Genomic DNA, 20,943 nt, shown 5'->3' on the forward strand with positions numbered 1-20,943 from the left:
GTCAGTCGTGTTCCGGCATCGGGTAACCCCTGAGGCGCAGGAACAGGTTGGCTTCTTCGTCATTCTTGTAAAACGGAACGGACACTGGAGGCTCGGGGGATGTAACCCGGGCCGCTACTTCGGCAAGAACAACCTCGGTTATGAAGGGCAGGTCCAAATCTCGCGCGCGGTCCAGTTGCACCCATTGCAGGTGCGACAGCTCGTCTGAGGCGCGACTGAAATCGTCCAGATCACCTTGCAAGGCTTCCGCGTCGACCAAAAAGAACCGTGCGTCAAACCGGCGAGGGCGACCGGGTGGTGTCACCGCGCGGAAAACGAACTGCAATGCAGCTGCAGATGGCACGTATCCCATGTCGGAAAAGCTTTGCCAGTCGTCAGGTGCGTGCCCCGGCCATGCGCCCGGCTGGCCCAGAACAAGGCCCGTTTCCTCCCAGAGCTCGCGAATGGCAGCGGCGGCCAGCGCGTGTTGCAATCCGGACTCGGCCTGTTCAGCCAAACGGTCACGGCACAGATCGGGCAGCTTGGTCGCCAGGGGCACTGCTGAATCCGCCGGATCAACGGCACCGCCAGGGAACACAAACTTGTTCGGCATGAACACGGCTTTGGACCCGCGTTGCCCCATAAGGATCGACGGATTGGTCCATCTGTCCCGCAAAACGATGACAGTTGCGGCGTCACGGATGGCGGTCTTGTCTGCTGTCATGTCTACGCCACCCGGCCCGGCAGGTTCAATTCGATGTTCCGAAACCGTGCATACGGCGGGCCCACTGATACGCGACAACGGCGCCTTTCAAACGGGGCAGCAGGTACAGCGACAGAGCAACGCAACCGATTGAGAAACCGATGGCCATGGTCCAGGGGTCTGGCCGCCAATGGACGTAGGACACGTGCAGGGCAGGCGCCAGCAGGTGACCAACAAGTAGAATCGTCAGATAGGCTGGCCCGTCATCGGCGCGGTGATGAAACAGCTCCTGCCCGCATTTCGCGCAGTTGTCATTGACCTTGAGATAGCTGTGCAACAGCTTGCCCTCACCACAGTTGGGGCACTTGCACCGAAACCCTTTAACAAGGGCGGGCCATGTTTCACGCTCTGTCTCGGTCGCGGTGTTGATCGTCTGATCCGTCATAATATAACTCGCGCATTAATCTTTGCCGGATAATGCGCCTGAACGGGCGGATTTGAAAGGGGGGTGCGTCGCTTTGCAACGCCCGATACCCAATGCGCAGAAATCGCTTCTGAATTCACTTTCAAAAAAATGCATTTTTCTGCGACGGAATTTTCGATGCCCCGCGTTTGAATTGGTATGAGCAGCGGCACTGGGGCCGCTTCAACACGGGAAAAACGAAATGAAAAACGCGACATTCATCACGGCTATTGTTTTGTCCGCAGTTGCTGTCACAGGCACATCGGTTCTGGCTGCCGGAAAAGGCGGACGCGAGCCTGTGTCCTTTCAGGAACTCGACGCCGATGGCGACGGTCAGGTGACACAGCAAGAGATGGAGGCCCACCGCACCGCGCGTTTCACGCAAGCGGATACCGACGGTGATGGCCAGCTGAGCCTTGACGAGATGCAAGCTGCTGCACAGAAAAAGGCAAGTGACCGCGTCGCCAAGATGTTCGAAAAAAATGATGCGAACAAAGACGGGTTTCTCAGCCAGGACGAGTTGCCGAAACCCCGCCGGGCTGACAAGATGTTTGATCGGATGGACGCTGATAACAGCGGCGGGATCTCGGAACAGGAATTTGCCGATGCCAAAGACAAGATGGGACGGCACCACAAGAAAAAGCATCAAAACTCGGACGCAGACGATAGCTGATGCAGGATGGAGGATCTGACCTCCTACCCACAAGACGCCCGCGGTGCGATGTGCAGCGCGGGCACCCTCAGCGACGATGAGTTGCTGGGGCGCTTCGCCGATGGCAATGCCGAAGCCGCACGGGTTCTTACTGACCGTCTGGGGCCACGGTGTTACTCGGTCGCGTTACGAATGTTGGGCAATCGGGCCGAGGCGGAAGATGTGACGCAAGAGGCGATGATGCGGCTGTGGCAAATGGCACCGGATTGGGTGTCGGGCCAGGCTAAAGTCTCGACCTGGCTGTACCGGGTGACTTTGAATCTGTGCGTGGACATACGGCGCAAGAAGACACCGGACAGGCTGTCGGACGTTCCTGAGCCTGAAGATGGTGAAGCCAGCGTAGTTGACCGGATGCAGGATGAGGCGCGCAAGGATGCGTTGCAGATCGCTTTGGCCGAGTTGCCCGAACGGCAGCGGCAAGCGGTGGTGTTGCGCCATATTGAAGAGTTGCCCAACCCCGAAATTGCCGGGATCATGGGCATTTCCGTGGAAGCGGTTGAAAGCCTGACGGCGCGGGGCAAACGCAGTCTGGCCGCTATTCTGGCGGGACGGCGCGAAGAACTGGGGTATGACAATGGCGGATGACGATCTGGAACTGGATCATTTGTTTGCACAAGCGCGGCGACAACGGCCGGCTTTGCCAGACGATCTGGCCGTGCGCATCCAAACGGATGCAGAGGCGGTGCGCTTGGGCCGCATGAAACCCGCGCCACATCCGGGGCCTGCGTTGTGGGACAGGCTGGTGCGCAATCTGGGTGGCTGGCAGGGGTTGAGTGGCCTTGTTGCGGCCAGCGCGGCCGGTGTCTGGATCGGGTTTTCCGCGCCTGCCTTTTTGCCCGATCCCGCCGACCTGCTGACAACGCAAGAGACGGTCTTTTTTGTGGCCGACCTAGGATATGACACGAGTTTTCTGGAGACCACGGAATGAACGCTGATCCCAAACCCAAACGCCGATGGGTGCCTGTTGTCCTGGTTGTGTCTCTGGCTCTGAACCTGTTGATCGTTGGCGTCGCTGTAGGAACTGTGTTGCGCCTGAAAGGGGGGGATCACGCCAAGGTGCCGCCGGGATTTGGCCCGGCCTTGTACCGGGCGTTGCCAAAAGACGACCGCAAGGCGATGCGGAGTGAATTGGGGGACTTGCACAAGAAAGGTTCTAAGGGCCGCACGCAGGGTTTTGAGGCGATGAGCCAGGCATTGCGCGCCGTGCCTTTTGACCCGAATGCCGTCGAAACTCTGCTGCAACAGCAGGCGCAGGCCACGGCCAACCTGCAAGGGGCACTGCAAGCGCAATGGCTGATCCGCGTCACCGCCATGAGCGATGAGGAAAGGCAGGCCTATGCAGATCGATTGCAAGATGTCGTCAAGCGTGGCCCGCATAAACACAAGAAAAAGGACTGACCGGCGTCAGGCTGCGCTTTGCCGGATGCTCACCTGATTGCGTCCGGCTTTTTTCGCCGAATACAACGCTTTGTCAGCGGATTGAATCAGGGTCTCTACATGCGGAGTGAGGCTGTCCCGACCAGGGAACGCGTCCGGAGACATTTTTAGCCCGATACTGACTGTCACGTTGACCTCTGGTCCCTGTTCAGAAAGTTGAAACGGCGCGCTACAGATACTGCCGCAGAGAGTTTCAGCGAGCCGCACCGCTTGTTTGGGTGACACATCCGGCACTCCAATCATGAACTCCTCTCCACCTATGCGGGCGACAAACCCCCTTGGACCAAGAGCGCTACGCAAGCGCTCTGCGGCCTGCGTAAGAACGTGATCCCCGCTGGCGTGACCGTGGTCGTCATTAATCGTCTTGAAGTGATCGAGGTCAGCCAGCATGACCGCAAAGCCGCGTTTGGTTCGAGCGGATTCACGTGCGATCTGGTCCAGCGCGCGCATGGCAAACCGGCGATTGTGCAGCCCCGTCAGCGGGTCGACCCAGGAATCGGCAAGCCCCTTTTTTAGCGATATTCGCATGTGGTCCAGACGGGCCTTGCGCGCGATCTGGTTGTCCAATCGAAGCTGGATTTCCTGCGCACAGAACCCACCCAGGCACACGGCATCCGCACCCCGATCCAAGGCTTCGGATGCCTGAACAGCGTCGTTGTCTTTTAGCACTCCGATCAAGACGGTATTACGCGTGACACCCCGCGATCTGAGATCAGCCAGAATATTCAGATCGGAGGGATGCGGGCCCAGTTCGACCACGATAGCATCTGGGACAGCTCCGGACAGGAAGCCTTGAAGGTTCGACTGCAAGTGCCAGGACAATGTGTGTTGGCGCTGATCGCTCAACGCCTTTTGCCACAGCACGCCAGTTTGCACGGCGTGTGTCAGAACACTCACCTTTGCGGATTTGGGCGGGCGGATAATCGCTGGTGCGGGCTCACCGAACCCAATGGGTTGCGCGGCATTGCCGACCTGCAGGTCCTGTCTGATTGCATGTGCGCGCAGCAAGCTTCGGATACGCGCCAGCAGCAAGGCATCCTTGAAGGGATGGGTCAATACATCGTCCAGCCCATCTTTCAGGGCACGCAACCGTGCGTCCCTGTCGTTTTGCGCGGCAATTGCAACAACCGGCACATCCTCCAGCCCGGGAACTGTTGCTATGACCTTTTTGACATCCGCAGCCGTTCCGTCCGGCAAGGTCTGCGCTGTCAGTACCAGATCAGGTTGCGTTCGACGCACAAGCGACAGCAATCCATCTATTTTTTCCCCCTGTACCACGTGGTACCAAGCCGCAGTCAGTTGAACTTTCAACATGATGCGATTGGTTGATACCCCGTCGAGGACAAGGATGGTTCCCTGCACAGACATAGTCGTTCACCGTTGATTGCATGCGTGAACAAAGTGTTTATGAGTCTGGTTAATAAACCCTTTCCATGACTGGATCTGAGCACAGTTTATGCCAATATCATCTGATTCCGCGGAAACACTCGCCCTGACGGCTCTGGGCTGGCTGGTTGGAAATGACGAGCTTTTGCCGGTGTTTCTGGGTTCGACGGGTGCATCAATCGAAGATGTGCGCGATCGCGCCGGGGACCCGGATTTTCTGGCGTCGGTAATGGACTTTCTAGTGCTTGACGATTCGTGGGTCATGGCGTTTTGTGACGCCAATGCGATCGCCTATGATCTGCCTGCCCAGGCAAGAGCGGTTTTATCCGGCGGCGCTGACATTCATTGGACCTGAAATCCTCTTCCGCTGGAGCACCTGATGCCGATAGATGCAATCGTCTTCGATAAAGATGGTACGCTGTTTGATTTTGCCAACACATGGGGTGGCTTTGGCCGCAGTTTACTGCTGCGCTTGACAGATGGTGACAAAGAACGAGCCGCCGGGCTTGGGCGCCTTATCGGTTATGATCTTGAGCAAGAGCGATATGCCGAAGACAGTATCGTGATCGCCGCGACTGTCGAAGAAATCGCCGATGTGTTGGCTGCACATGTGGATACCATGACCGTTCAAGAGATCGTGGATGTGATGAATGCCGAAGCCGCCGCAGCCCCTCAGTCCCCGGCTGTTCCGCTGGTCCCGTTTCTAGAGGGCTTGCATAAGGCAGGGCTGAAGCTGGGGGTTGCAACCAATGACAGTGAACATCCTGCGATGCAGCATCTGGAATCGGCAGGGATCAGCGAACATTTCGATTTCATAGCTGGATATGACAGCGGCCATGGATTTAAGCCGGGGCCCGGACAGCTATTGGCCTTTGCTGCGCATGTCGGCGTTGACCCTTCGCGGGTTGCGATGGTGGGGGACAGCCTCCATGACCTACAAGCCGGGCGTGCCGCGGGGATGACAACCATAGGGGTTTTGACAGGTCTGGCCGAGGCAGAAGTGCTGGCCCCAATGGCAGATGTGGTCTTGCCGGACATTGGACATATACCCGAATGGCTAGCGAAAAACCAATTGGGTTAAGTTGGCAATCGACCATCCGAGATAAAAAACCGACATTTCCTGTCGCAGACGGAGCGGCGAGAATCGTGTCTCATGGGCTTGCTTGTTTAACGCAGGAACGGAGGCAACGATGGGCGAGACACCAACACGCAAGCGTCGCGGCGGAGGACGCGCAGGGGCTGCCGCACGCAGAGGAAGTGCGGTGATTGACCAGATGCCTTGGAATCCGCCGGTCAATATCGACCGTCCGACAGAACCGTTGGACCAGGCCGGGATCGAAGCGATCCATGAAGGGGCCATGCGTATCCTTGAAGAGATCGGGATCGAATTTTACAACGAAGAGGCAATAGGCATCCTGCGTAAGGCGGGTTGCACCATCGAAGGTGACAATGTGCGCATGGGGCGCGACTTTGTCATGGAGATGATTGCGAAAGCCCCGAGTCAATTTTCCATCACGCCACGTAATCCGGATCGCAAGATCGAGATCGGTGGAAAGAACATGCTGTTCGGCAATGTCTCGTCGCCGCCGAATTATTGGGACATGGAAATCGGAAAGAAGGTGCCCGGAAACCGCGAGATGTGCCGGAATCTTCTGAAACTGACGCAGTACTTCAACTGCATCCATTTCGCGGGTGGATACCCGGTTGAACCAGTCGATATCCACGCCAGCATACGGCATCTGGACGTGCTTTATGACAAGCTGACGCTGACCGACAAAGCCATGCATGCCTATTCTTTGGGTAAGGAACGTGTCGAGGACGTGATGGAAATGGTGCGCATCGCTGGCGGCCTGAGCCACGAAGAGTTCGAGGCCACCCCGCGCGTGTACACCAACATCAACTCGACTTCGCCGCTAAAGCATGATCATCCGATGATCGATGGCTGCCTTCGGCTGGCACGGCGCGGGCAGGCGATTGTGGTGACACCCTTTACTCTGGCCGGGGCGATGGCACCGGTGACAATGGCAGGTGCTGTGGCCCAGTCATTGGCCGAAGCGCTGTGTGCGATCGCCTTGTTCCAATATGTGCGCCCGGGGATTCCCTGCGTCATCGGAACTTTTACGTCGAATGTGGATATGAAATCCGGCGCGCCGGCTTTTGGAACACCAGAGTACATGCGCTCGACCCAGATGACCGGACAGATGGCGCGCTTCTATGGCTTGCCGATGCGGTCTTCGGGCGTTTGTGCCGCAAACGTGCCCGATGGACAGTCTATTTGGGAAACCTCGAACTCGCTTTGGGCGTCCGTTCAATCGGGCACCAATATGGTCTATCATGCGGCTGGATGGCTGGAAGGCGGCCTGATAGCAAGCCCGGAAAAGTTCATCATGGATTGTGAAATCCTGCAACAAATTCAACGCTATATGAACCCAGAATTGACGGCTACCGGTCCCGACGAGATCGCGCTTGATGCGATCCGCGCAGTTGGCAATGACGGTCATTTCTTCGGCATTCAGCACACGCAGGACCGTTATACCACTGCATTCTATCAACCCTTTCTGAGTGATTGGAAAAACTATGAAGGGTGGGAGGTCGCTGGCGGCATCTGGACGGCTGAACGCGCCCATCACATGTTCAAGGAGATCATCTCGAGCTTTGAGGCACCGCCGATGGATGAAGCCATTCGCGAGGAATTGGCTGCCTTTGTTGAGCGTCGCAAAGCTGAGGGCGGCGCGCCGACAGATTTCTGATCAGGCAGCAAGTGTCGAAGTGATACCCGATTGAATTCGCTACAACTTAGGGTGGATTTTGGCTATTTGTTAAGACTTTTCAGCCCAGAGTGCAGGGAACACCAAATTGGGGTTTCCAATGCATGGTCTGATCAATCGGGCGATACAGTCTTTTGTCTGCGCAACCTATGGGCAACCCTATTGGGTGCGCGTGGCCGAGGCTGCGCAGCTTGGATTTGTCGAATTCGAAGCCATGCTTGTCTATGACGATGACGTAACGGCTAGAGTATTGGACGCGCTCAGCGGTGAACTGAACCGACCTAGGGCGGAAATTCTTGAGGATGTGGGGACTTACCTTGTGTCCCACCCGAATATGGAAGGGTTGCGCCGTCTGCTTAGATTTGGTGGCGTCAGTTATGTGGAGTTTCTTCATTCCCTTGACGATCTGGCTGACTGGGTGCGGTTGGCAGTGTCCGATTTGACCCTACCGGCCCTAGAATTGAGAGAGCTTTCGACAACAGAATACCAACTGTTTTGCTTCCCGGGTTTGTCTGGTTATTCCAGCGTGATGGTCGGTGTTCTGCGTGCCATGGCCGACGACTACGGAGCGTTGGTTATGTTGTCTCATGAGGGACAACAGCAAGACAGCGAAGTCATTTCCATAATGCTGGTTGAAAGCGCTTTTGCAGAAGGGCGGCATTTTGATTTGGGGGCTCGGACCGGATGACAGATCCTCGCGAGCTTGTCAGTCTGCTGGAAACGCTTTGCCCGATGTTTCTGTTGGTGGACCAAAACGGGTGTATTCAACAAGCCGGTCCAACCCTGCAAAAACTGAGACCAGACTTGCAGCTTGTGGGCCAAGGGTTTCTGGACGTTTTTGAACTGATCCGACCCAGAACAGTCACAACCATTCCGGCATTGATGTCGATGGCCAGGGCGAAACTGCACCTGAAATTCCATGATGAGCCCCGAACTGCACTCAAGGGGTTGGTCGCCCCATTGCCGCATTCTGGTGGCGCTGTCATCAACCTGTCATTCGGAATTTCAATTCTGGATGCGGTGCGGGACTACGCGCTGACAAGTGCGGATTTCTCAGGTACCGACCTTGCGATTGAATTACTTTATCTGGTCGAGGCCAAATCTGCCGCAATGGAGGCGTCGAGGTCGCTAAACCTGAGGCTTCAAGGCGCCATGCTGGCGGCTGAAGAGCAGGCTTACACCGACACACTAACCGGATTAAAAAACCGTAGGGCCATGGATCACGTGCTGGCACATATGATCTCTGCAAATTCGGCTTTTGCTCTGATGCATCTGGATCTTGATTTCTTCAAATCCGTAAATGACAGGCTGGGCCATGCGGCAGGTGATTTCGTCTTACAGCAAGCGGCCCGCATCATGCTTGAAGAAACGCGCGATGACGATACGGTTGCCCGTGTCGGAGGAGACGAATTTGTTATCGTTTTCAAAGGCCTGACGCGGGAAGACACGTTGGAGGCAATTGCAGGCCGCCTCATCCAGCGTTTGAACGAACCGATGCTTTTTCAAAACCAGAAATGCAGTGTGTCGGCCAGTATTGGCACAGCTTTGTCCACTCAGTTCCAAGTGCTTAAAGCGGCGGATATTCTGCATGCCGCTGATTTAGCGTTGTACCAAGCGAAACGCGACGGTCGGTCCTGTCATCGTTTGTATTCGACACTGACCAACGCGCGACCCTGAGCGTTAGACTGACGCGAACGCCTCAGTCACCTTCTTTGCAATTTGGTGCTGGATGGGTGCAAGCTCCCCGACGACGGGCATAACGGTTCCGTTAAACTTGGCGCGCGCCAGCTCATCGGGGACGTCCTCTAGGACATGCCCGCCGGTACAGGCGAAGAACGGCAGGCAAATCGCCTGATCTGACGCATCGTGTGCTGCCTCGGCAATCGAGGGCGGTTCTTCGACAAAACCAACGCGGATGGATTGGAAGGCAACTTGCGTGCCAAGCTGTCTTGCAAATTCGTTGGCCACCGCCGAAGGGTTGCGGCTGCGGCCTGACCCGTGCGCCGCGATCACCAGGTCAGTTGTCGAAGCTTTCCAATTCCGTTCCCGCAGTTTTGCATGCAACGCCTGCGCAGTAAGCGTGGGCAGATCGGGATCAATGCCCAAAGGGTCAAGAATTCGCGCGGCGTGGTCCCCGACCCGTTTCGGCAAGGCACTGGTCACAAACCAACCCTTTGCCATGAAAAGCGGATAGATCACTGTGTTTTCGGGTAGGCCGTCCAGTTGCGCCTCTAGCGCGCCGGGTTTAGCAAGTGTTGCCGAATGCACGGTCACAGAGCTTGTCAACGCGTCGACCTTGGCTGCAAAAGCAGCCAGTGCCGCTTCTGCCGGGTCCGGTTCGGAAGGCTGGCCATGGGCGACAATAATGGCGTGTGACATTCGGTACTCCCGCTGTTTTCTGCGATAAGTGTTACGGCACGACCTGAAGTCAACACCACAGTTAACCCAGAAGGGTCAGCCAAAGCCAGACGGTCAGAATGGACGTCGCTGTTCCGATCAGGACGGATGAAGCGGCAACACGTTTGGCGCGGCCATACATATTGGCAAAGATATAGGCGTTAAAGCCCGGCGCCATTGCAGCATTCAACACACCCGATCGGAACAGATCCTGTGGCAGGCCGGTAGATGCTCCGAATAACCACACTAGGCTGGGGTGGACCATCAGCGAGATGCAGCAAACGAAACCAATGGTACGCAGATCGCCTTCCGGTTTGTATTTGACCAAGACCCCGCCCAAAGCAAACAACGCGCCCGGTAAAGCCGCGCGGGTGACAAGCCCAAGGGCTTCGTCGACCACCGCAGGGATGACCAAACCTGTCAGGTTGACCAGGAAACCAAGCGCAATTCCCAGGATCAATGCGTTCTTGAACATTGCGGACAGAACCGAGCGTGCCATATGTACACCGCCGTTGCCGCGATTGCGCACGACCTCCATCACCGTGATCCCAACGCCGTAACAAAACGGGGAATGGAAGGCGATAATCGCGTAGTTGCCTGTCAGGTTCTCGGGGCCATAGGCGCGCTCGGTAATCGGCAGGCCCAGCAGGACCGAGTTGGAGAACAAGCAACAAAAGCCAATGGCGACGCAGTCTTCCCAGTCTCGGCCAAAAATGATCCGTGCTCCAAAGAGGCCCACGGTGAAGCACAACGCTGCAGCGGAATAGAAACTCGCCAGCAGCCGGGGGTCGAAACTGGCGCTAAGGTCCAGGTGTGCGATGGCCAGAAAAAGCAGGCAGGGGATAGCAAAGCCTTGGGTGAATTTCATCAACCCATCGACATGCTCTTGTTTGAAATAGCCTGTCCGAGTTGCCGTGTACCCGGCACCGATCACCAGAAAGACCGGAAGAATGACATCGATCAGGCTCTGAAGCATATGGCCCCCATGCGGCGCGCGTATTGCGGTATTGCGATGGCGCGGGGCAGGGGTCTACTGCGCCTGATGGATCACCATCCCATCAAAAGCGGGGGTGATGTAGTCCGGAGTTTCAGCGTCAACCGTGGCATAGTCGAGGTCGATATGCATGTTGGTTAACACCGCGCGTTTCGGTTGCAGCTTGTCGATCCAACCCAGTGTCTTTTCCAGATGCGCGTGGGTAGGGTGCGGGGAGCGGCGTAGGGCGTCGATGATCAGGCAGTCCAACCCTTCCATCTCGGGCCAGGCGTCGTCGTAAATCTCGGCGACATCCGGCAGATAGGCAAGCTGGCCGATGCGGAAGCCAAGAGAGTCGATCGAACCGTGGTTCACTTTGAACGGGCGCAGTGAAATGGGTCCTCCGGGGCCGTCGATGTCGAACGGGCCATCAATAGATTTGAGGTCCAGGATCGGAGGATAAGGGGATCCTTCAGGCTGAATGAAGGCGTATCCGAAACGGCCCAGCAACGCGTTCTGTGTGTCACCGTCTGCCCAGACCGGCACGCGCGTTTTCATGTTGAACACGATCATGCGCAGGTCGTCGATTCCATGCACATGGTCCGCGTGGGAATGGGTATAGACCACACCGTCTAACCGCCCGGTGCCCGTGTCCAGTAACTGGCTGCGCATATCCGGCGTGGTATCGACCAGAACCGAAGTCGTTCCATCCGGCCCGTCGCGTTCAATCAGCAACGAACAGCGACGGCGTACGTTCTTCGGATTCTCGGGGTCACAATCACCCCATTGTCCGCCCAGCCGTGGAACGCCGCCCGAGGAACCGCAGCCCAGAATAGTAAAGCGCGTCCCGGTCATGCAGCGGCCTTATACAGCGCGGCCTTGGTGAACAAGCGGTCAAAATTGGCCTGTGTCTGAGCTGCAAAAGCGGCATAGTCCATGCCGAAAACCTCAGCCCCTTTCCGGGCAGTGTGGGCGGTGTAGGCGGGTTCGTTACCTTTGCCGCGATAGGGTGGGGGGGCCAGATAGGGCGCGTCTGTTTCCACCAGAATGCGGTCTACCGGTGCAGTTGCGAAAATATCGCGCAACTCCTGGCTTTTGGGGAAGGCGGTGATGCCGGACATGGACAGGTAAAAGCCCAGATCCAGCGCGGCCTTGGCCAATTCGGCAGAAGAAGAGAAGCAGTGCATAACGCAGGAATAGGGTGCGTTGCGATACTCCTCTGCCAGAATTCGGGCCATGTCATCATCCGCTGCGCGGGCGTGAATGATCAGGGGCAGGCCAGTGCGCTGGGCCGCTTCGATATGGATGCGCAAGGATTGTTTCTGCACTTCCGCACTGTCAGCGGTATAGTGGTAGTCCAGACCAGACTCTCCAATACCGACGAATTTCGGATGCTGGGCCAAGGCAACCAGTTCGTCGACCGACGCTATCGGCTCATCCGCCGCACTCATCGGGTGCGTGCCTGCGGCATAGAAGACGGGCGCAAAGGCCTCGGCAATCGCGCGTACGCTGGGTTCGTTGCGTAGCTTGGTACAAATCGTGACCATACGGGTCACGCCAGCCTCGGCTGCGCGCGTGATGATCTCGTCCAACTGGCCGTCGAAATCCGGGAGGTCCAGATGGCAGTGGCTGTCGGTAATCTGGGGGGTGTCGCTCATCTGTTCTGACCGGCGGTTTCCTGTATCTTGAACACCGTATCTAGGACCAGAGCGGCAGGGTCAAGGTTCACCGCCTGACCATGCCGTGCGCGTGCTGTGATTGTCGCGGCGACTTCTGCCCAGCGGCGGGCTTGATCGGGGGAAGCCGAAAGACGCATCAGCGTTTCACCTTCGTTTGGGGCCGCTTCGGGTACGGGTGGTGTGCCGGTCGCCCCAGTTAGGGCCAGCCGTGACAAGGCGACGTCGATTAGCGTTAGCAACAACTCGAAACGATCAGCGGCACCGCGTTGTGCTGCGGCTTCGGCCAACGCCAGTGCGCGTTGCCGGTCCATACGGGGCAGGGTACCCAGAATGGCGACCAGCTCGGCATAAATGTCCAGACCGCCAAGATTGATTAACCGCACAGCATCCCCAACTGATCCTGCCGCAAGTGCGGCCAGGTGTTCAGTCTGGGCGGGAACTTCTGTTCCGGTTTGCGACAGGGCGGTTTGCATGTCCTGCGGACTCAGTGGGCCAAGGCGCAGCGTGCGGCAGCGCGACCGGATGGTTGGCAGCAGGCGCGAAGGTTGGTGCGATACGAGCAAAAGTGTGGTGCGCGCAGGCGGCTCTTCCAGCATCTTCAACAGCGCGTTGGCAGCACTGACGTTCATTTCATCCGCAGAGTCGACGATGACCACGCGGCGGCCTCCATCGGCAGAAGACAGACCAAAGAATTTTCCTAGCTTGCGGATATCATCCACGACAATCTCGCCGCGTAATCGCCCCTGCTCGTTGAGTGACCGGGTGATAGTGGCCAGCCCGGGCTCAGCCCCGGACTGTATTCGGTGCGCCACGGGGTGATCGGGATCAATGCCGAGCGTTTCGGGCGGAGGAGGTGCTCCGAACAAGCCGCCGTCATCTGCCGGGGGTGTGGCCAGCAAAAATCGCGCGATCCGCCACGCCAGCGTTGCTTTGCCGACGCCGCGCGGCCCGGTCAGTAACCAACCGTGATGCAGCCTGTCGGAATTGTAGGCCGTCAGAAACGCCTGTTCGGCTGCGTCCTGGCCAAAAAGCCGCGCGGTTTCGCGCGGATGCGGTGCACCCGGCACCTGATCCGGGGAAGGGGTGTCGTCACTCATCGTTTACCGCAAAGCTGCTTGAACGATATCTGTCACATCCTGCGCAACGCTGTCCATGTCTCTGTTGCCATCCACTATGCGAAACCGGCCCGAGAATTCGTCAGCCAGCGCCAGAAAGCCAGCGCGCATTTTCTTTTGCAGATCGGGGCCGAAATCTTCAAACCGCTCTTCGGTGCCTTGCCTGCCTTTTGCGCGTGACAAGCCCGTTTCGGGGTCCATATCAATCAGCAAAGTCATGTCCGGTTCCCGGCCGATCATCAGGTTGTGCAACTGATCCACCAGACCGCGCAGGTTGCCACGTGACAAGCCCTGATACATGCGCGTGCTGTCTGCGAAACGGTCGCAAATCACCACTTTACCTGCCGCAAGGGCGGGTTCGATGGTGCGCTCCAGATGGTCGCGGCGGGCTGCGGTGAACAACAGCAACTCTGTCTCGGCCGACCACCGATCCGGGTCGCCTTCCAAAACAAGCCGGCGAATTTCCTCGGCCCCCGGAGAGCCGCCGGGTTCGCGCGTCAACACGACTTCATGGCCCTGCAGGCGTAATTGATCCGCCAGCATCCGCGCTTGGGTCGACTTGCCTGATCCGTCAATGCCTTCGAAGGTCAGAAATAACCCCGTTTTCGTCACATCGACTCCAGCGGGTTGTTGATCACGTCTTTCAATACGATGCCGCCAACCGTCAACATCCGCACGACAAAGCCACCGACGGCCACGTCCTCGGCTGCCACCAGTGGGCGCCGGATCTCGGGCAGTCCTTCGGGCTTGATCACCAGTTCAGCCAGTTGCTGTCCTTTTTGGACTGGCGCGTTGATTGGGCCGTCATACACAACTTCGGCCTCGACATTTTGGGTGCCCAGAACCGGGAAGAGCACGTTCAGATCACCTTCGGCCACAAGCCCGACGGTCTTTTTCTCACCCATCCACAGTTGGGCTTCGGCTATCGGCGTTTCCGCGTTGGCAACTGTCCTCTCGACAAAATTTCGAAACGACCAGTTAACCACGGCCTCAGCCTCCTCTGCACGCTGGCCGGTGGTGTCGAGGCCGGTTAGCACGAAGATAACGCGCCGATCACCCTGTTTGGCAGAACCGACAAGGCCATAGCCGGCCTCTTGCGTGTGGCCGGTTTTCAAACCATCCGCGCCGATATCCAGCTTCAGCAGCGGGTTGCGATTGCGGGCATTTGACGGCGCGCGGCCGTCGAATTCAAAAACTTCCTCGGCGAAAAGAGGGTAATATTCGGGGAAGTCCGAAATCAAGCGATCCGCAAGAACGGCCAGATCATGCACTGACATCATATGACCGGCGGCAGGCCAGCCGTTTGAGTTGGCAAAATTGGAATTGTTCATGCCCATCTGCTGCGCGCGTTGGGTCATGTACCGCGCAAACCCGGCCTCGGTTCCGTCGGGGCTAAGTGCTTCGGCGATAACGACGCAGGCATCGTTGCCCGACAAAACGATGATGCCGCGCAGCAGGTCTTCGACCGTGACCCGATCCTGAGTGTTCAGGAACATGGTCGAGCCGCCATAGCTCATCGCGTGTTCAGACACAGGCAGGGTTTCGTTTAGCGTCAAGCGCCCGTCCCGCAGGGCTTCAAACGCCACATAGAGCGTCATCAGCTTAGACATCGACGCGGGCGGCAGGGGCTGGTCGGCGTCTTTTGACAGAAGAACAGTGCCGGTGGTCTGATCAATCACATAAGCCGCGCGGGCTGTAGTATCAAAAGCGTGTGCGGGCAGGCCCATGAGGGCAATCCCCATGGCCAGAACGGATGTGCGCATCGAGGCTAACATGCTGCGTCTCCCTGTTTCAGTCGGATACGGTGAACGCGTCTTTGAAGCCAAGGTCTTTTACGTCCTTCTGAATGGCTTTGCGTTCGGCCCGGGTTGCGGCAGGTCCAACCAGCACCCGCCAGACGGTGTTATTTGCTGTTTTCAGTTCCCGAACAACTGCGGACATGCCGTTCCTGCGCACTTTTTGAGCAGCGGAGTTCGCGTTCTCCTCGACGCTGAAGGTTCCGATCTGAACAAATGGTTTGCTCAGTTGTGTAGTCGCGGTTGTGGCGGCTGCCGCTGCTGCTGGGGTCGCTTCGGCCGCATCAATTGCGGCGGCAGCGCCATCGATCGGATCCAGCGGTGTTTCAGTTATCGCGGCTGGATCTTTCTTTTGCCACCATTTCCGCTTGGCGGGTTTCTCTGCCGGGGCTTCGACCGGCGCATCCGACAAGGCCGGAGAGGTCACAGACACTGCAGCTTCGGCTGAAATTTCTGCGCCATCCGTGGCTGCATCTGCCGCTGCCACAGCGGTTCCCGCAGCGGCTGCGGCTGGTGCTTTCTTCTGCCACCATTTCCGTTTGGCAGGTTTCTCAGCCGGGGTTTCTGTCTGTTCACTCGCTGATGTTGAAGCCTCAGCGGAGTCGCTGGTGGTATCTGCGTCTGCTGCGGCGTCACCTTCTGTGCCGGCGGCACTCGCGACAACAGCCGTTGTACCTGCCGCGGCCACAGCGGTTTCTTTCTTCTGCCACCACTTGCGTTTAGCAGGCTTTTCAGGATCACCTGTGCTTTGGCCATCGGTTGCCGTATCGGCCGAGGCTGTGACGGTTTCTTCTGCGGAATCTTCGGCCTGTGGGGTCTCGTCAGCTGGGGGTTCTTCTATCTTTTCACGACGCAAAGCCACAACACTAAGTTTTGTGGGGGCACCGGCCAACAATCCAAGCTGTTCAGCTGCCGCGGACGAAACCTGAAGCGCCGGGCCAGGCAAGTTGCGTTCGCGACGGAACAGGGCTCCAGTTACCGATTTGTTGTTGGCCGTGTTTTTGATCACCACGCGCTCGGGTTGGGTCACGTCTGGATGCGCAACCCAAATCCCACCCAGCGAGGGCCGCCCGTCCCAAAGCCCTGCTTCGGTCACACCGAACACGTTGGGCGCTTCGACATCGCGTTGCGACTCACTGGTCGTTTGGGGAAAAAGCTCGATTTTGCCCTCATTCTCGTCGGGCTTTTCCGCTGTTTCCGCGGTTCCCAAGGCCTCTTCACATCCGGCCAAAATCGTTAAAGATAACGCTAGAAACGCCAGCCTCTTGGGCCCCGGGCGTGTCTCGATCGCTCGCTTCATCTGCTTATCCCTTGCCTGAAGGGGTTTCGTTTTCCGAACCCCGCTGCCGATCTGCTGGTTCTGGATGCCAGCCTGTTGCGGTCTTTCACGTCAATCATAACGTGGCTGAAGGGTCATGGAAAGACCGCTGAAAAGTCTTCGGCAAGATTTCCCGTTTTCGACTTGCCTCTGATCAAACTTGGCCTTAGACCCTGCCTTCAACGGGGAGGTGGCAGAGTGGTCGAATGCGGCGGTCTTGAAAACCGTTGGGCGTGAGAGCGTCCCCAGGGTTCGAATCCCTGTCTCCCCGCCACTCATACCTGTCTCACTTCAGTTGTGTTTTCTGATCCGGAATTGTACCGCAATTCCCGCGAGTGTCTTGCCAGAAAAACTTGTCTTGGGACAGAACAGGTGCCTTTCGCAGCCTTCGCGCATGATTGAGCAATCGCTATTCAAGTAATTCAAAACCAGTCCAGAGCTTTTAAGGGTGATAATCTGGCTCCGGTATTGACCAGGTATTTCGGTTTGTTCGAAGAGGCTTAATGCTGCCTCGATGAACTGTCAGAGACCGGGTGGCATTCCTCCGACAACATGGATTAGACAGCAAGCGGAGCTATTCCACCTGCGAATGAAGCCAAAATTGGTGCAACGATTGCCAGCCCTGTGCGCAAGATCTCACCCACACCTTCTTTCAACCCGTGCGCGGTTTTCCAGTCTTCGATATCAAAGCTCTGTTTGTTCATTTCACCTTTGCTTACCATGAGGCTAAGGTTTTTAATCCTGCTATCCAAAATCAGTGCGACCGGAAGGTAGAAACTCAGCATAAGCAGACAAAAATAAGTTCCGGTAAATAGCGCCGATGCTGTGATGAGCGAGTTGTACGCGGCTTTTTCAGTTTCGGAGATCAAAGGCAGAGGCCAATACATCCAGCTCGACGCAAAGAACATTCCAAAGGTCAGAACCAGACTGGACAAGTATAGCTGCTGCCGCATCTGGTGAAGGCTTCTGGCTAGTTCTGCAGCTGTTTCTTCAACACTTTCGTGATCACTGCTCGCCAGGCACAGGATCATACCAACTATCAGTGAACCGACCGCAAGTCCGGCGAGCGCGTTGATGATATCCAACACCCGCATAAACATTGTAAAAACAGGTATCTCTCCGCACGTGCCCAAAAGCCATTGATCGTCAGGTTCTAAACACCCTGGCAGCGTTCCAAGTGACAGCGCCGTTTCGAAGACAGCTTTCCCGACCTGGTGGTAAATTCGAGGTGTGGCCGAAGTCAAATATTGTTCGATTGTTGGAACCACCGCTAGGGTGAATATGGCAAGTACCGTGGCAATCGCAGTAATTCTTGTTTGTTGCGCCATTGGTCTTGCCAAGTTGCGGACAAGCAGAGCCACTGCCAACACGGCAAGAGACGCAAAAAACCAAGACGCCGCAAGAAACCGAAATCGGCCAACGGCTTCCAGCCACGTAACTTCATCATTCAGTATTTCGAGCGGCACGTTCAAATCAGTTGCAATCAGATGATGGTGGATCAGCTCATGCAAGCCGAAAATCAAAACCGGCACCAATGCTATTGAAAAATAACGCAGTTCTACACGACTGTTAGACAAGTCCGACCTCTTGCGTTGCTGAAAGTAAAAAAGGAAACCATAGCACATATTGCTGCTGTCGGCACCGATCTCGGACTCAATTACCTGAGGGACCTTTGTTTCAGAGGCTAAAGGGAAACTTTTTTGCTCGCTTTTCAGCTCGAATTATTTGATTGGCGGTCTTGCCGGAGGAACTTGGATTGAGGCGGGCAGGGTGTCCGCAACCATTTCAATCGGAAAGGATCGTTCTGCAGCCGAGACACTTTCAAGCTGACTCGTGTCCCGCGATCACTTAGTGGCGCGGTCTTCGTGCGACCAAAAATTCAGCCGTTTTGCCCTAATTGAGCCTAGTTCGCGTTCGTCTGGCAGCACCCACGTGACAGCTCCGTCGATAAGCTCATTGATCCTTGTCAAGATTGGCGGGGTCAACGCGTGTTACAGTGTGTGCCAAAGCAATGAGGTGGATATGGAAGACTTAGTTGAAATCGGAAGATCATTCGTTCAGGCCATGCGTGAGCGCAGGGGCCTTGCAAGTGTTGATGAAATGTATGCCGAAAATGCACAGTCGATAGAGGCAGTTGTGCCTCCTGTTCGACAATTTCGCGTTACAAAGGGCCGGGAAGGCATCAAGGGAAAAAGAGAAGATTGGTTGGCATCGCACGAAATACAAGAACTCGACGTGGATGGTCCTTACGTCCACCCACCCAACCGTTTTGGAGTGCGGTTCAGGGCTGAAGTGGTTCAGAAGGCCACGGGTGAGCATATAACCTTGCGTGAGATAGCGGTGTATTCAGTGGCAGAAGGCAAGATCGTTCTCGAAGAGTTCTTCATGATGCCGAAGTAAGAAGAACGATCGGCAATATTGCCTCTGTGTTGATTGAAATAGCGCGTTCAACCCCTGAGCGTTGTGAAGCCTAGTACGGAGGCCAAGGATGCAACACAGAACTTCGACGTATTATCTGGGAGTTAATACGGACGATGAGCGCATTTTGGAATGTGCCGAAGCAGCACGTATCCAGAACGGTCATTTGACGTGTATTTTGGTTGCCGCTTTACCCAACCTACCTTACCTAAAGTATGGCTCAAACAGGTTCGTTGAGGCCGGCCTTCCTTCAAACTGGTTGGATCTTCTGAAGGCTAAAAACGTAGCCTTAAAGTCTCGAGCTGCTGAGGTTGAAGCGCTTCTGGAGCGACAAGGTGTGTCGGCAAAAGTAATCGCCTTTATCGGATCTGGATTAGAGTTACAGCACCTTGTGGCACAGCAAGCCAATAGTTCGGATATCGCTTTTCTAGACGCCGAATTGAGAAAAGACCCCGACTTGTTTCATAGGATTGCGTGCGGAGTACTGTTCTACTCACCAATCGCCTTGATGGTAAATGGGGATCCGTTTGTCCGGCGCGACTGCATTTTTCTGGCATGGAATGATGGCTTGCCTGCCTCTAGGGCTGCGCATTTAGCTTTACCCTTTCTTCGGGTAACCAGCAAAGTTGTGATTGGGTGTTTTGATTTGCCGCCGCCTGATGACGTAGAAGGACAAGTGCGCGGAACTGACATTGCTGGATGGCTCAGCCATCATGGTTGCAACGTGACCGTGTCGCAGTTCCCGCGTGGCGGGAATTCAATCGAACACTGCATTCAAACGCGCGCGCGCGAAATGGGGGCCGACCTGGTTGTGATGGGCGCTTATGGGCATTCCTATATGCGTGAATCAATTTTTGGAGGAACGACGCAAGCAATGTTAGAGCAGACTGGCATACCAGTGCTTTTCGGACACTGAAAATACAAGCCGACGACTGAAATTTAGCTGGGCACCATAGCTTGCAGTCTTTTTTTGTGAAATGCGGGGCAGTTGATGTTCTTTAAGACTTAACCTGCGATTGGTGCTGGTCTGCCTGGCCTTTTTCACTCAGGAAATCCAACACAATTGACGTGAGTTCCTCCCAATCAGTGAATTCCCGCGCCCCATCTCGTGGATCGATTTTCCGCCCCAGCAAAACAACGTGTCGGAGGATTTCTCTCTCAAAGTACCCATAGTTTTCGGGCCTCACCGCACCCGCAATCAAAGCGGTAGCGTCAGGTTGGAAACCTGTTCGCAACAGCATTTCGGTAAGATAGTCGCGCGCTTCTTCACGACCCGAAGCAAATGCTGCTTTCAGACCAACGGACAGCACAAGAGATTTTCGTTTCTCTAAGGTATCCCTGTGTGAGGAGATAAAAGCCTCGAATGACTCGGGGTGCCGTCGCTCGTGGACAGGAGCCAGAAGAATGACCTTGACCACATCACCCAGTGACACGCGGTCGGACATTTTGTCGGTATTGACCAGATTTGTGTTGAAACCGGCTTCCTTGGCAATTTTACCGACGAACCGCGCGATCTTTGCGGTCTGACCTTCGACTGTAGCGAAGGCTATGAGTACGGTCATTCCGATCCTCCCATAAATCGGCCTGAATAGATCCTAGAATATGAATGAATGGTGCGTGTTTGCCCTTGATCTCAATCAAAAGCGTTTTCCGGATCAATGAGGTGGTGTTGTGGCACATTTTTTCTGCGCTCAGTACGGCGTGAACAAAGACGCTTTGTGATGGCTTAGTTCAGCCACTCAACGCTAAATGGTCTGCTTTGCTATCGCAGAGAAAAGGCCAAAACAGCGAAGCAAATT

At 56.2% G+C, this 20,943-nt stretch carries 24 protein-coding genes and 1 tRNA gene; 12 read left to right on the plus strand and 13 right to left on the minus strand.

Annotated features, from left to right (window positions below):
• Position 1: 1 nt before the first annotated feature.
• Positions 2 to 703: an NUDIX hydrolase gene (locus tag GOV89_RS01720; RefSeq protein WP_171175141.1), complete on the minus strand. Its 702-nt coding sequence runs from the start codon at positions 701 to 703 to the stop codon at positions 2 to 4.
• A gap of 25 nt (positions 704 to 728) precedes the next feature.
• A complete protein-coding gene (locus tag GOV89_RS01725; protein WP_171237297.1) occupies positions 729 to 1,127 on the minus strand; it encodes a DUF983 domain-containing protein in 399 nt (132 codons plus the stop codon).
• Between the two features lie 220 nt (positions 1,128 to 1,347).
• Here GOV89_RS01725 and GOV89_RS01730 point away from each other — a divergent pair, with 220 nt between their 5' ends.
• The 4 genes from GOV89_RS01730 to GOV89_RS01745 are packed head-to-tail and all read left to right on the plus strand — an operon-like array spanning position 1,348 to position 3,255.
• Positions 1,348 to 1,818, plus strand: coding sequence for an EF-hand domain-containing protein (locus tag GOV89_RS01730; protein ID WP_171175136.1), 471 nt, complete (start codon positions 1,348 to 1,350; stop codon positions 1,816 to 1,818).
• 6 nt (positions 1,819 to 1,824) lie between these two features.
• Positions 1,825 to 2,442 carry an RNA polymerase sigma factor gene (locus GOV89_RS01735; RefSeq protein WP_171175134.1) on the plus strand — a complete coding sequence of 206 codons (618 nt, stop codon included), beginning with the start codon at positions 1,825 to 1,827 and terminating at the stop codon, positions 2,440 to 2,442.
• Entirely contained in the window at positions 2,432 to 2,785 is a 354-nt protein-coding gene (locus tag GOV89_RS01740; protein ID WP_253284447.1) for a hypothetical protein, read from the plus strand. Before GOV89_RS01735 ends, GOV89_RS01740 begins: the two co-directional genes overlap by 11 nt.
• The gene (locus GOV89_RS01745; protein WP_171237299.1) at positions 2,782 to 3,255 is read left to right on the plus strand and encodes a periplasmic heavy metal sensor; all 474 of its coding nucleotides are present in this window, start codon (positions 2,782 to 2,784) and stop codon (positions 3,253 to 3,255) included. Before GOV89_RS01740 ends, GOV89_RS01745 begins: the two co-directional genes overlap by 4 nt.
• 6 nt (positions 3,256 to 3,261) lie before the next feature.
• Here GOV89_RS01745 and GOV89_RS01750 read toward each other — a convergent pair whose 3' ends face one another.
• Positions 3,262 to 4,662, minus strand: a complete 1,401-nt coding sequence (locus tag GOV89_RS01750) for a diguanylate cyclase (protein WP_171237300.1) — start codon at positions 4,660 to 4,662, stop codon at positions 3,262 to 3,264.
• A gap of 88 nt (positions 4,663 to 4,750) precedes the next feature.
• Here GOV89_RS01750 and GOV89_RS01755 point away from each other — a divergent pair, with 88 nt between their 5' ends.
• The 5 genes from GOV89_RS01755 (at position 4,751) to GOV89_RS01775 (ending at position 9,125) form a co-directional block, all read left to right on the plus strand.
• Positions 4,751 to 5,035 (plus strand): DUF3572 domain-containing protein, encoded by a 285-nt coding sequence (locus GOV89_RS01755; RefSeq protein ID WP_171175120.1) that lies wholly within the window; start codon positions 4,751 to 4,753, stop codon positions 5,033 to 5,035.
• Positions 5,036 to 5,059: 24 nt separating this feature from the next.
• Positions 5,060 to 5,761 (plus strand): HAD family hydrolase, encoded by a 702-nt coding sequence (locus tag GOV89_RS01760; RefSeq protein ID WP_171175118.1) that lies wholly within the window; start codon positions 5,060 to 5,062, stop codon positions 5,759 to 5,761.
• A gap of 109 nt (positions 5,762 to 5,870) precedes the next feature.
• A complete protein-coding gene (locus tag GOV89_RS01765; protein WP_171175116.1) occupies positions 5,871 to 7,430 on the plus strand; it encodes a trimethylamine methyltransferase family protein in 1,560 nt (519 codons plus the stop codon).
• Positions 7,431 to 7,548: 118 nt separating this feature from the next.
• The gene (locus GOV89_RS01770; RefSeq protein WP_171237301.1) at positions 7,549 to 8,136 is read left to right on the plus strand and encodes a heme NO-binding domain-containing protein; all 588 of its coding nucleotides are present in this window, start codon (positions 7,549 to 7,551) and stop codon (positions 8,134 to 8,136) included.
• Complete coding sequence (locus tag GOV89_RS01775) at positions 8,133 to 9,125, plus strand: GGDEF domain-containing protein (RefSeq protein ID WP_171175111.1); 993 nt, start codon at positions 8,133 to 8,135, stop codon at positions 9,123 to 9,125. Before GOV89_RS01770 ends, GOV89_RS01775 begins: the two co-directional genes overlap by 4 nt.
• 3 nt (positions 9,126 to 9,128) lie before the next feature.
• Here the strand turns inward: GOV89_RS01775 and GOV89_RS01780 are convergent, their stop codons facing one another.
• From GOV89_RS01780 to GOV89_RS23030, 8 genes are all read right to left on the minus strand, one after another.
• Positions 9,129 to 9,827, minus strand: coding sequence for a CbiX/SirB N-terminal domain-containing protein (locus GOV89_RS01780; protein WP_171175102.1), 699 nt, complete (start codon positions 9,825 to 9,827; stop codon positions 9,129 to 9,131).
• Positions 9,828 to 9,888: 61 nt separating this feature from the next.
• A complete protein-coding gene (locus tag GOV89_RS01785) occupies positions 9,889 to 10,821 on the minus strand; it encodes an AEC family transporter (RefSeq protein ID WP_171175100.1) in 933 nt (310 codons plus the stop codon).
• A 54-nt stretch (positions 10,822 to 10,875) separates the two neighbouring features.
• Entirely contained in the window at positions 10,876 to 11,673 is a 798-nt protein-coding gene (locus GOV89_RS01790; protein ID WP_171237302.1) for an MBL fold metallo-hydrolase, read from the minus strand.
• Entirely contained in the window at positions 11,670 to 12,476 is an 807-nt protein-coding gene (locus GOV89_RS01795) for a TatD family hydrolase (protein WP_171237303.1), read from the minus strand. The genes GOV89_RS01790 and GOV89_RS01795 overlap by 4 nt, the downstream gene beginning before the upstream one ends.
• Positions 12,473 to 13,594, minus strand: coding sequence for a DNA polymerase III subunit delta' (locus GOV89_RS01800; protein ID WP_171237304.1), 1,122 nt, complete (start codon positions 13,592 to 13,594; stop codon positions 12,473 to 12,475). The genes GOV89_RS01795 and GOV89_RS01800 overlap by 4 nt, the downstream gene beginning before the upstream one ends.
• A gap of 3 nt (positions 13,595 to 13,597) precedes the next feature.
• Positions 13,598 to 14,224 (minus strand): dTMP kinase, encoded by a 627-nt coding sequence (gene tmk, locus GOV89_RS01805; RefSeq protein ID WP_171175091.1) that lies wholly within the window; start codon positions 14,222 to 14,224, stop codon positions 13,598 to 13,600.
• Positions 14,221 to 15,387, minus strand: coding sequence for a D-alanyl-D-alanine carboxypeptidase family protein (locus GOV89_RS01810; protein WP_171092109.1), 1,167 nt, complete (start codon positions 15,385 to 15,387; stop codon positions 14,221 to 14,223). Before GOV89_RS01810 ends, tmk begins: the two co-directional genes overlap by 4 nt.
• Before the next feature lie 16 nt (positions 15,388 to 15,403).
• The gene (locus GOV89_RS23030) at positions 15,404 to 16,708 is read right to left on the minus strand and encodes an SPOR domain-containing protein (RefSeq protein WP_171237305.1); all 1,305 of its coding nucleotides are present in this window, start codon (positions 16,706 to 16,708) and stop codon (positions 15,404 to 15,406) included.
• 202 nt (positions 16,709 to 16,910) lie between these two features.
• On the opposite strand from GOV89_RS23030, the gene GOV89_RS01820 reads away from it, so the two are divergent.
• A tRNA-Ser gene (locus GOV89_RS01820) sits at positions 16,911 to 17,000 on the plus strand.
• A 283-nt stretch (positions 17,001 to 17,283) separates the two neighbouring features.
• Here the strand turns inward: GOV89_RS01820 and GOV89_RS01825 are convergent.
• The gene (locus GOV89_RS01825; RefSeq protein ID WP_171237306.1) at positions 17,284 to 18,303 is read right to left on the minus strand and encodes a hypothetical protein; all 1,020 of its coding nucleotides are present in this window, start codon (positions 18,301 to 18,303) and stop codon (positions 17,284 to 17,286) included.
• A gap of 445 nt (positions 18,304 to 18,748) precedes the next feature.
• Here GOV89_RS01825 and GOV89_RS01830 point away from each other — a divergent pair, with 445 nt between their 5' ends.
• Together GOV89_RS01830 and GOV89_RS01835 are read left to right on the plus strand one after the other, a co-directional pair.
• The gene (locus tag GOV89_RS01830) at positions 18,749 to 19,126 is read left to right on the plus strand and encodes a nuclear transport factor 2 family protein (protein ID WP_171175016.1); all 378 of its coding nucleotides are present in this window, start codon (positions 18,749 to 18,751) and stop codon (positions 19,124 to 19,126) included.
• 88 nt (positions 19,127 to 19,214) lie between these two features.
• Complete coding sequence (locus GOV89_RS01835; protein WP_171237307.1) at positions 19,215 to 20,060, plus strand: universal stress protein; 846 nt, start codon at positions 19,215 to 19,217, stop codon at positions 20,058 to 20,060.
• 82 nt (positions 20,061 to 20,142) lie between these two features.
• Here the strand turns inward: GOV89_RS01835 and GOV89_RS01840 are convergent, their stop codons facing one another.
• Positions 20,143 to 20,706, minus strand: a complete 564-nt coding sequence (locus GOV89_RS01840) for a flavodoxin domain-containing protein (RefSeq protein WP_171237308.1) — start codon at positions 20,704 to 20,706, stop codon at positions 20,143 to 20,145.
• Between the last annotated feature and the right edge of the window lie 237 nt (positions 20,707 to 20,943).

Source organism: Ruegeria sp. HKCCA5763 (genome assembly GCF_013034545.1).
In the GTDB taxonomy this organism is placed as follows: domain Bacteria; phylum Pseudomonadota; class Alphaproteobacteria; order Rhodobacterales; family Rhodobacteraceae; genus Ruegeria.

Bases quoted from the DNA above. Each gene is read 5' to 3' on its own strand.
- GOV89_RS01720 (WP_171175141.1), bottom strand. From the start codon at position 703: ATGACAGCAGACAAGACCGCCATCCGTGACGCCGCAACTGTCATCGTT.
- GOV89_RS01725 (WP_171237297.1), bottom strand. From the start codon at position 1,127: ATGACGGATCAGACGATCAACACCGCGACCGAGACAGAGCGTGAAACA.
- GOV89_RS01730 (WP_171175136.1), top strand. From the start codon at position 1,348: ATGAAAAACGCGACATTCATCACGGCTATTGTTTTGTCCGCAGTTGCT.
- GOV89_RS01735 (WP_171175134.1), top strand. From the start codon at position 1,825: ATGGAGGATCTGACCTCCTACCCACAAGACGCCCGCGGTGCGATGTGC.
- GOV89_RS01740 (WP_253284447.1), top strand. From the start codon at position 2,432: ATGGCGGATGACGATCTGGAACTGGATCATTTGTTTGCACAAGCGCGG.
- GOV89_RS01745 (WP_171237299.1), top strand. From the start codon at position 2,782: ATGAACGCTGATCCCAAACCCAAACGCCGATGGGTGCCTGTTGTCCTG.
- GOV89_RS01750 (WP_171237300.1), bottom strand. From the start codon at position 4,662: ATGTCTGTGCAGGGAACCATCCTTGTCCTCGACGGGGTATCAACCAAT.
- GOV89_RS01755 (WP_171175120.1), top strand. From the start codon at position 4,751: ATGCCAATATCATCTGATTCCGCGGAAACACTCGCCCTGACGGCTCTG.
- GOV89_RS01760 (WP_171175118.1), top strand. From the start codon at position 5,060: ATGCCGATAGATGCAATCGTCTTCGATAAAGATGGTACGCTGTTTGAT.
- GOV89_RS01765 (WP_171175116.1), top strand. From the start codon at position 5,871: ATGGGCGAGACACCAACACGCAAGCGTCGCGGCGGAGGACGCGCAGGG.
- GOV89_RS01770 (WP_171237301.1), top strand. From the start codon at position 7,549: ATGCATGGTCTGATCAATCGGGCGATACAGTCTTTTGTCTGCGCAACC.
- GOV89_RS01775 (WP_171175111.1), top strand. From the start codon at position 8,133: ATGACAGATCCTCGCGAGCTTGTCAGTCTGCTGGAAACGCTTTGCCCG.
- GOV89_RS01780 (WP_171175102.1), bottom strand. From the start codon at position 9,827: ATGTCACACGCCATTATTGTCGCCCATGGCCAGCCTTCCGAACCGGAC.
- GOV89_RS01785 (WP_171175100.1), bottom strand. From the start codon at position 10,821: ATGCTTCAGAGCCTGATCGATGTCATTCTTCCGGTCTTTCTGGTGATC.
- GOV89_RS01790 (WP_171237302.1), bottom strand. From the start codon at position 11,673: ATGACCGGGACGCGCTTTACTATTCTGGGCTGCGGTTCCTCGGGCGGC.
- GOV89_RS01795 (WP_171237303.1), bottom strand. From the start codon at position 12,476: ATGAGCGACACCCCCCAGATTACCGACAGCCACTGCCATCTGGACCTC.
- GOV89_RS01800 (WP_171237304.1), bottom strand. From the start codon at position 13,594: ATGAGTGACGACACCCCTTCCCCGGATCAGGTGCCGGGTGCACCGCAT.
- GOV89_RS01810 (WP_171092109.1), bottom strand. From the start codon at position 15,387: ATGTTAGCCTCGATGCGCACATCCGTTCTGGCCATGGGGATTGCCCTC.
- GOV89_RS23030 (WP_171237305.1), bottom strand. From the start codon at position 16,708: ATGAAGCGAGCGATCGAGACACGCCCGGGGCCCAAGAGGCTGGCGTTT.
- GOV89_RS01830 (WP_171175016.1), top strand. From the start codon at position 18,749: ATGGAAGACTTAGTTGAAATCGGAAGATCATTCGTTCAGGCCATGCGT.
- GOV89_RS01835 (WP_171237307.1), top strand. From the start codon at position 19,215: ATGCAACACAGAACTTCGACGTATTATCTGGGAGTTAATACGGACGAT.
- GOV89_RS01840 (WP_171237308.1), bottom strand. From the start codon at position 20,706: ATGACCGTACTCATAGCCTTCGCTACAGTCGAAGGTCAGACCGCAAAG.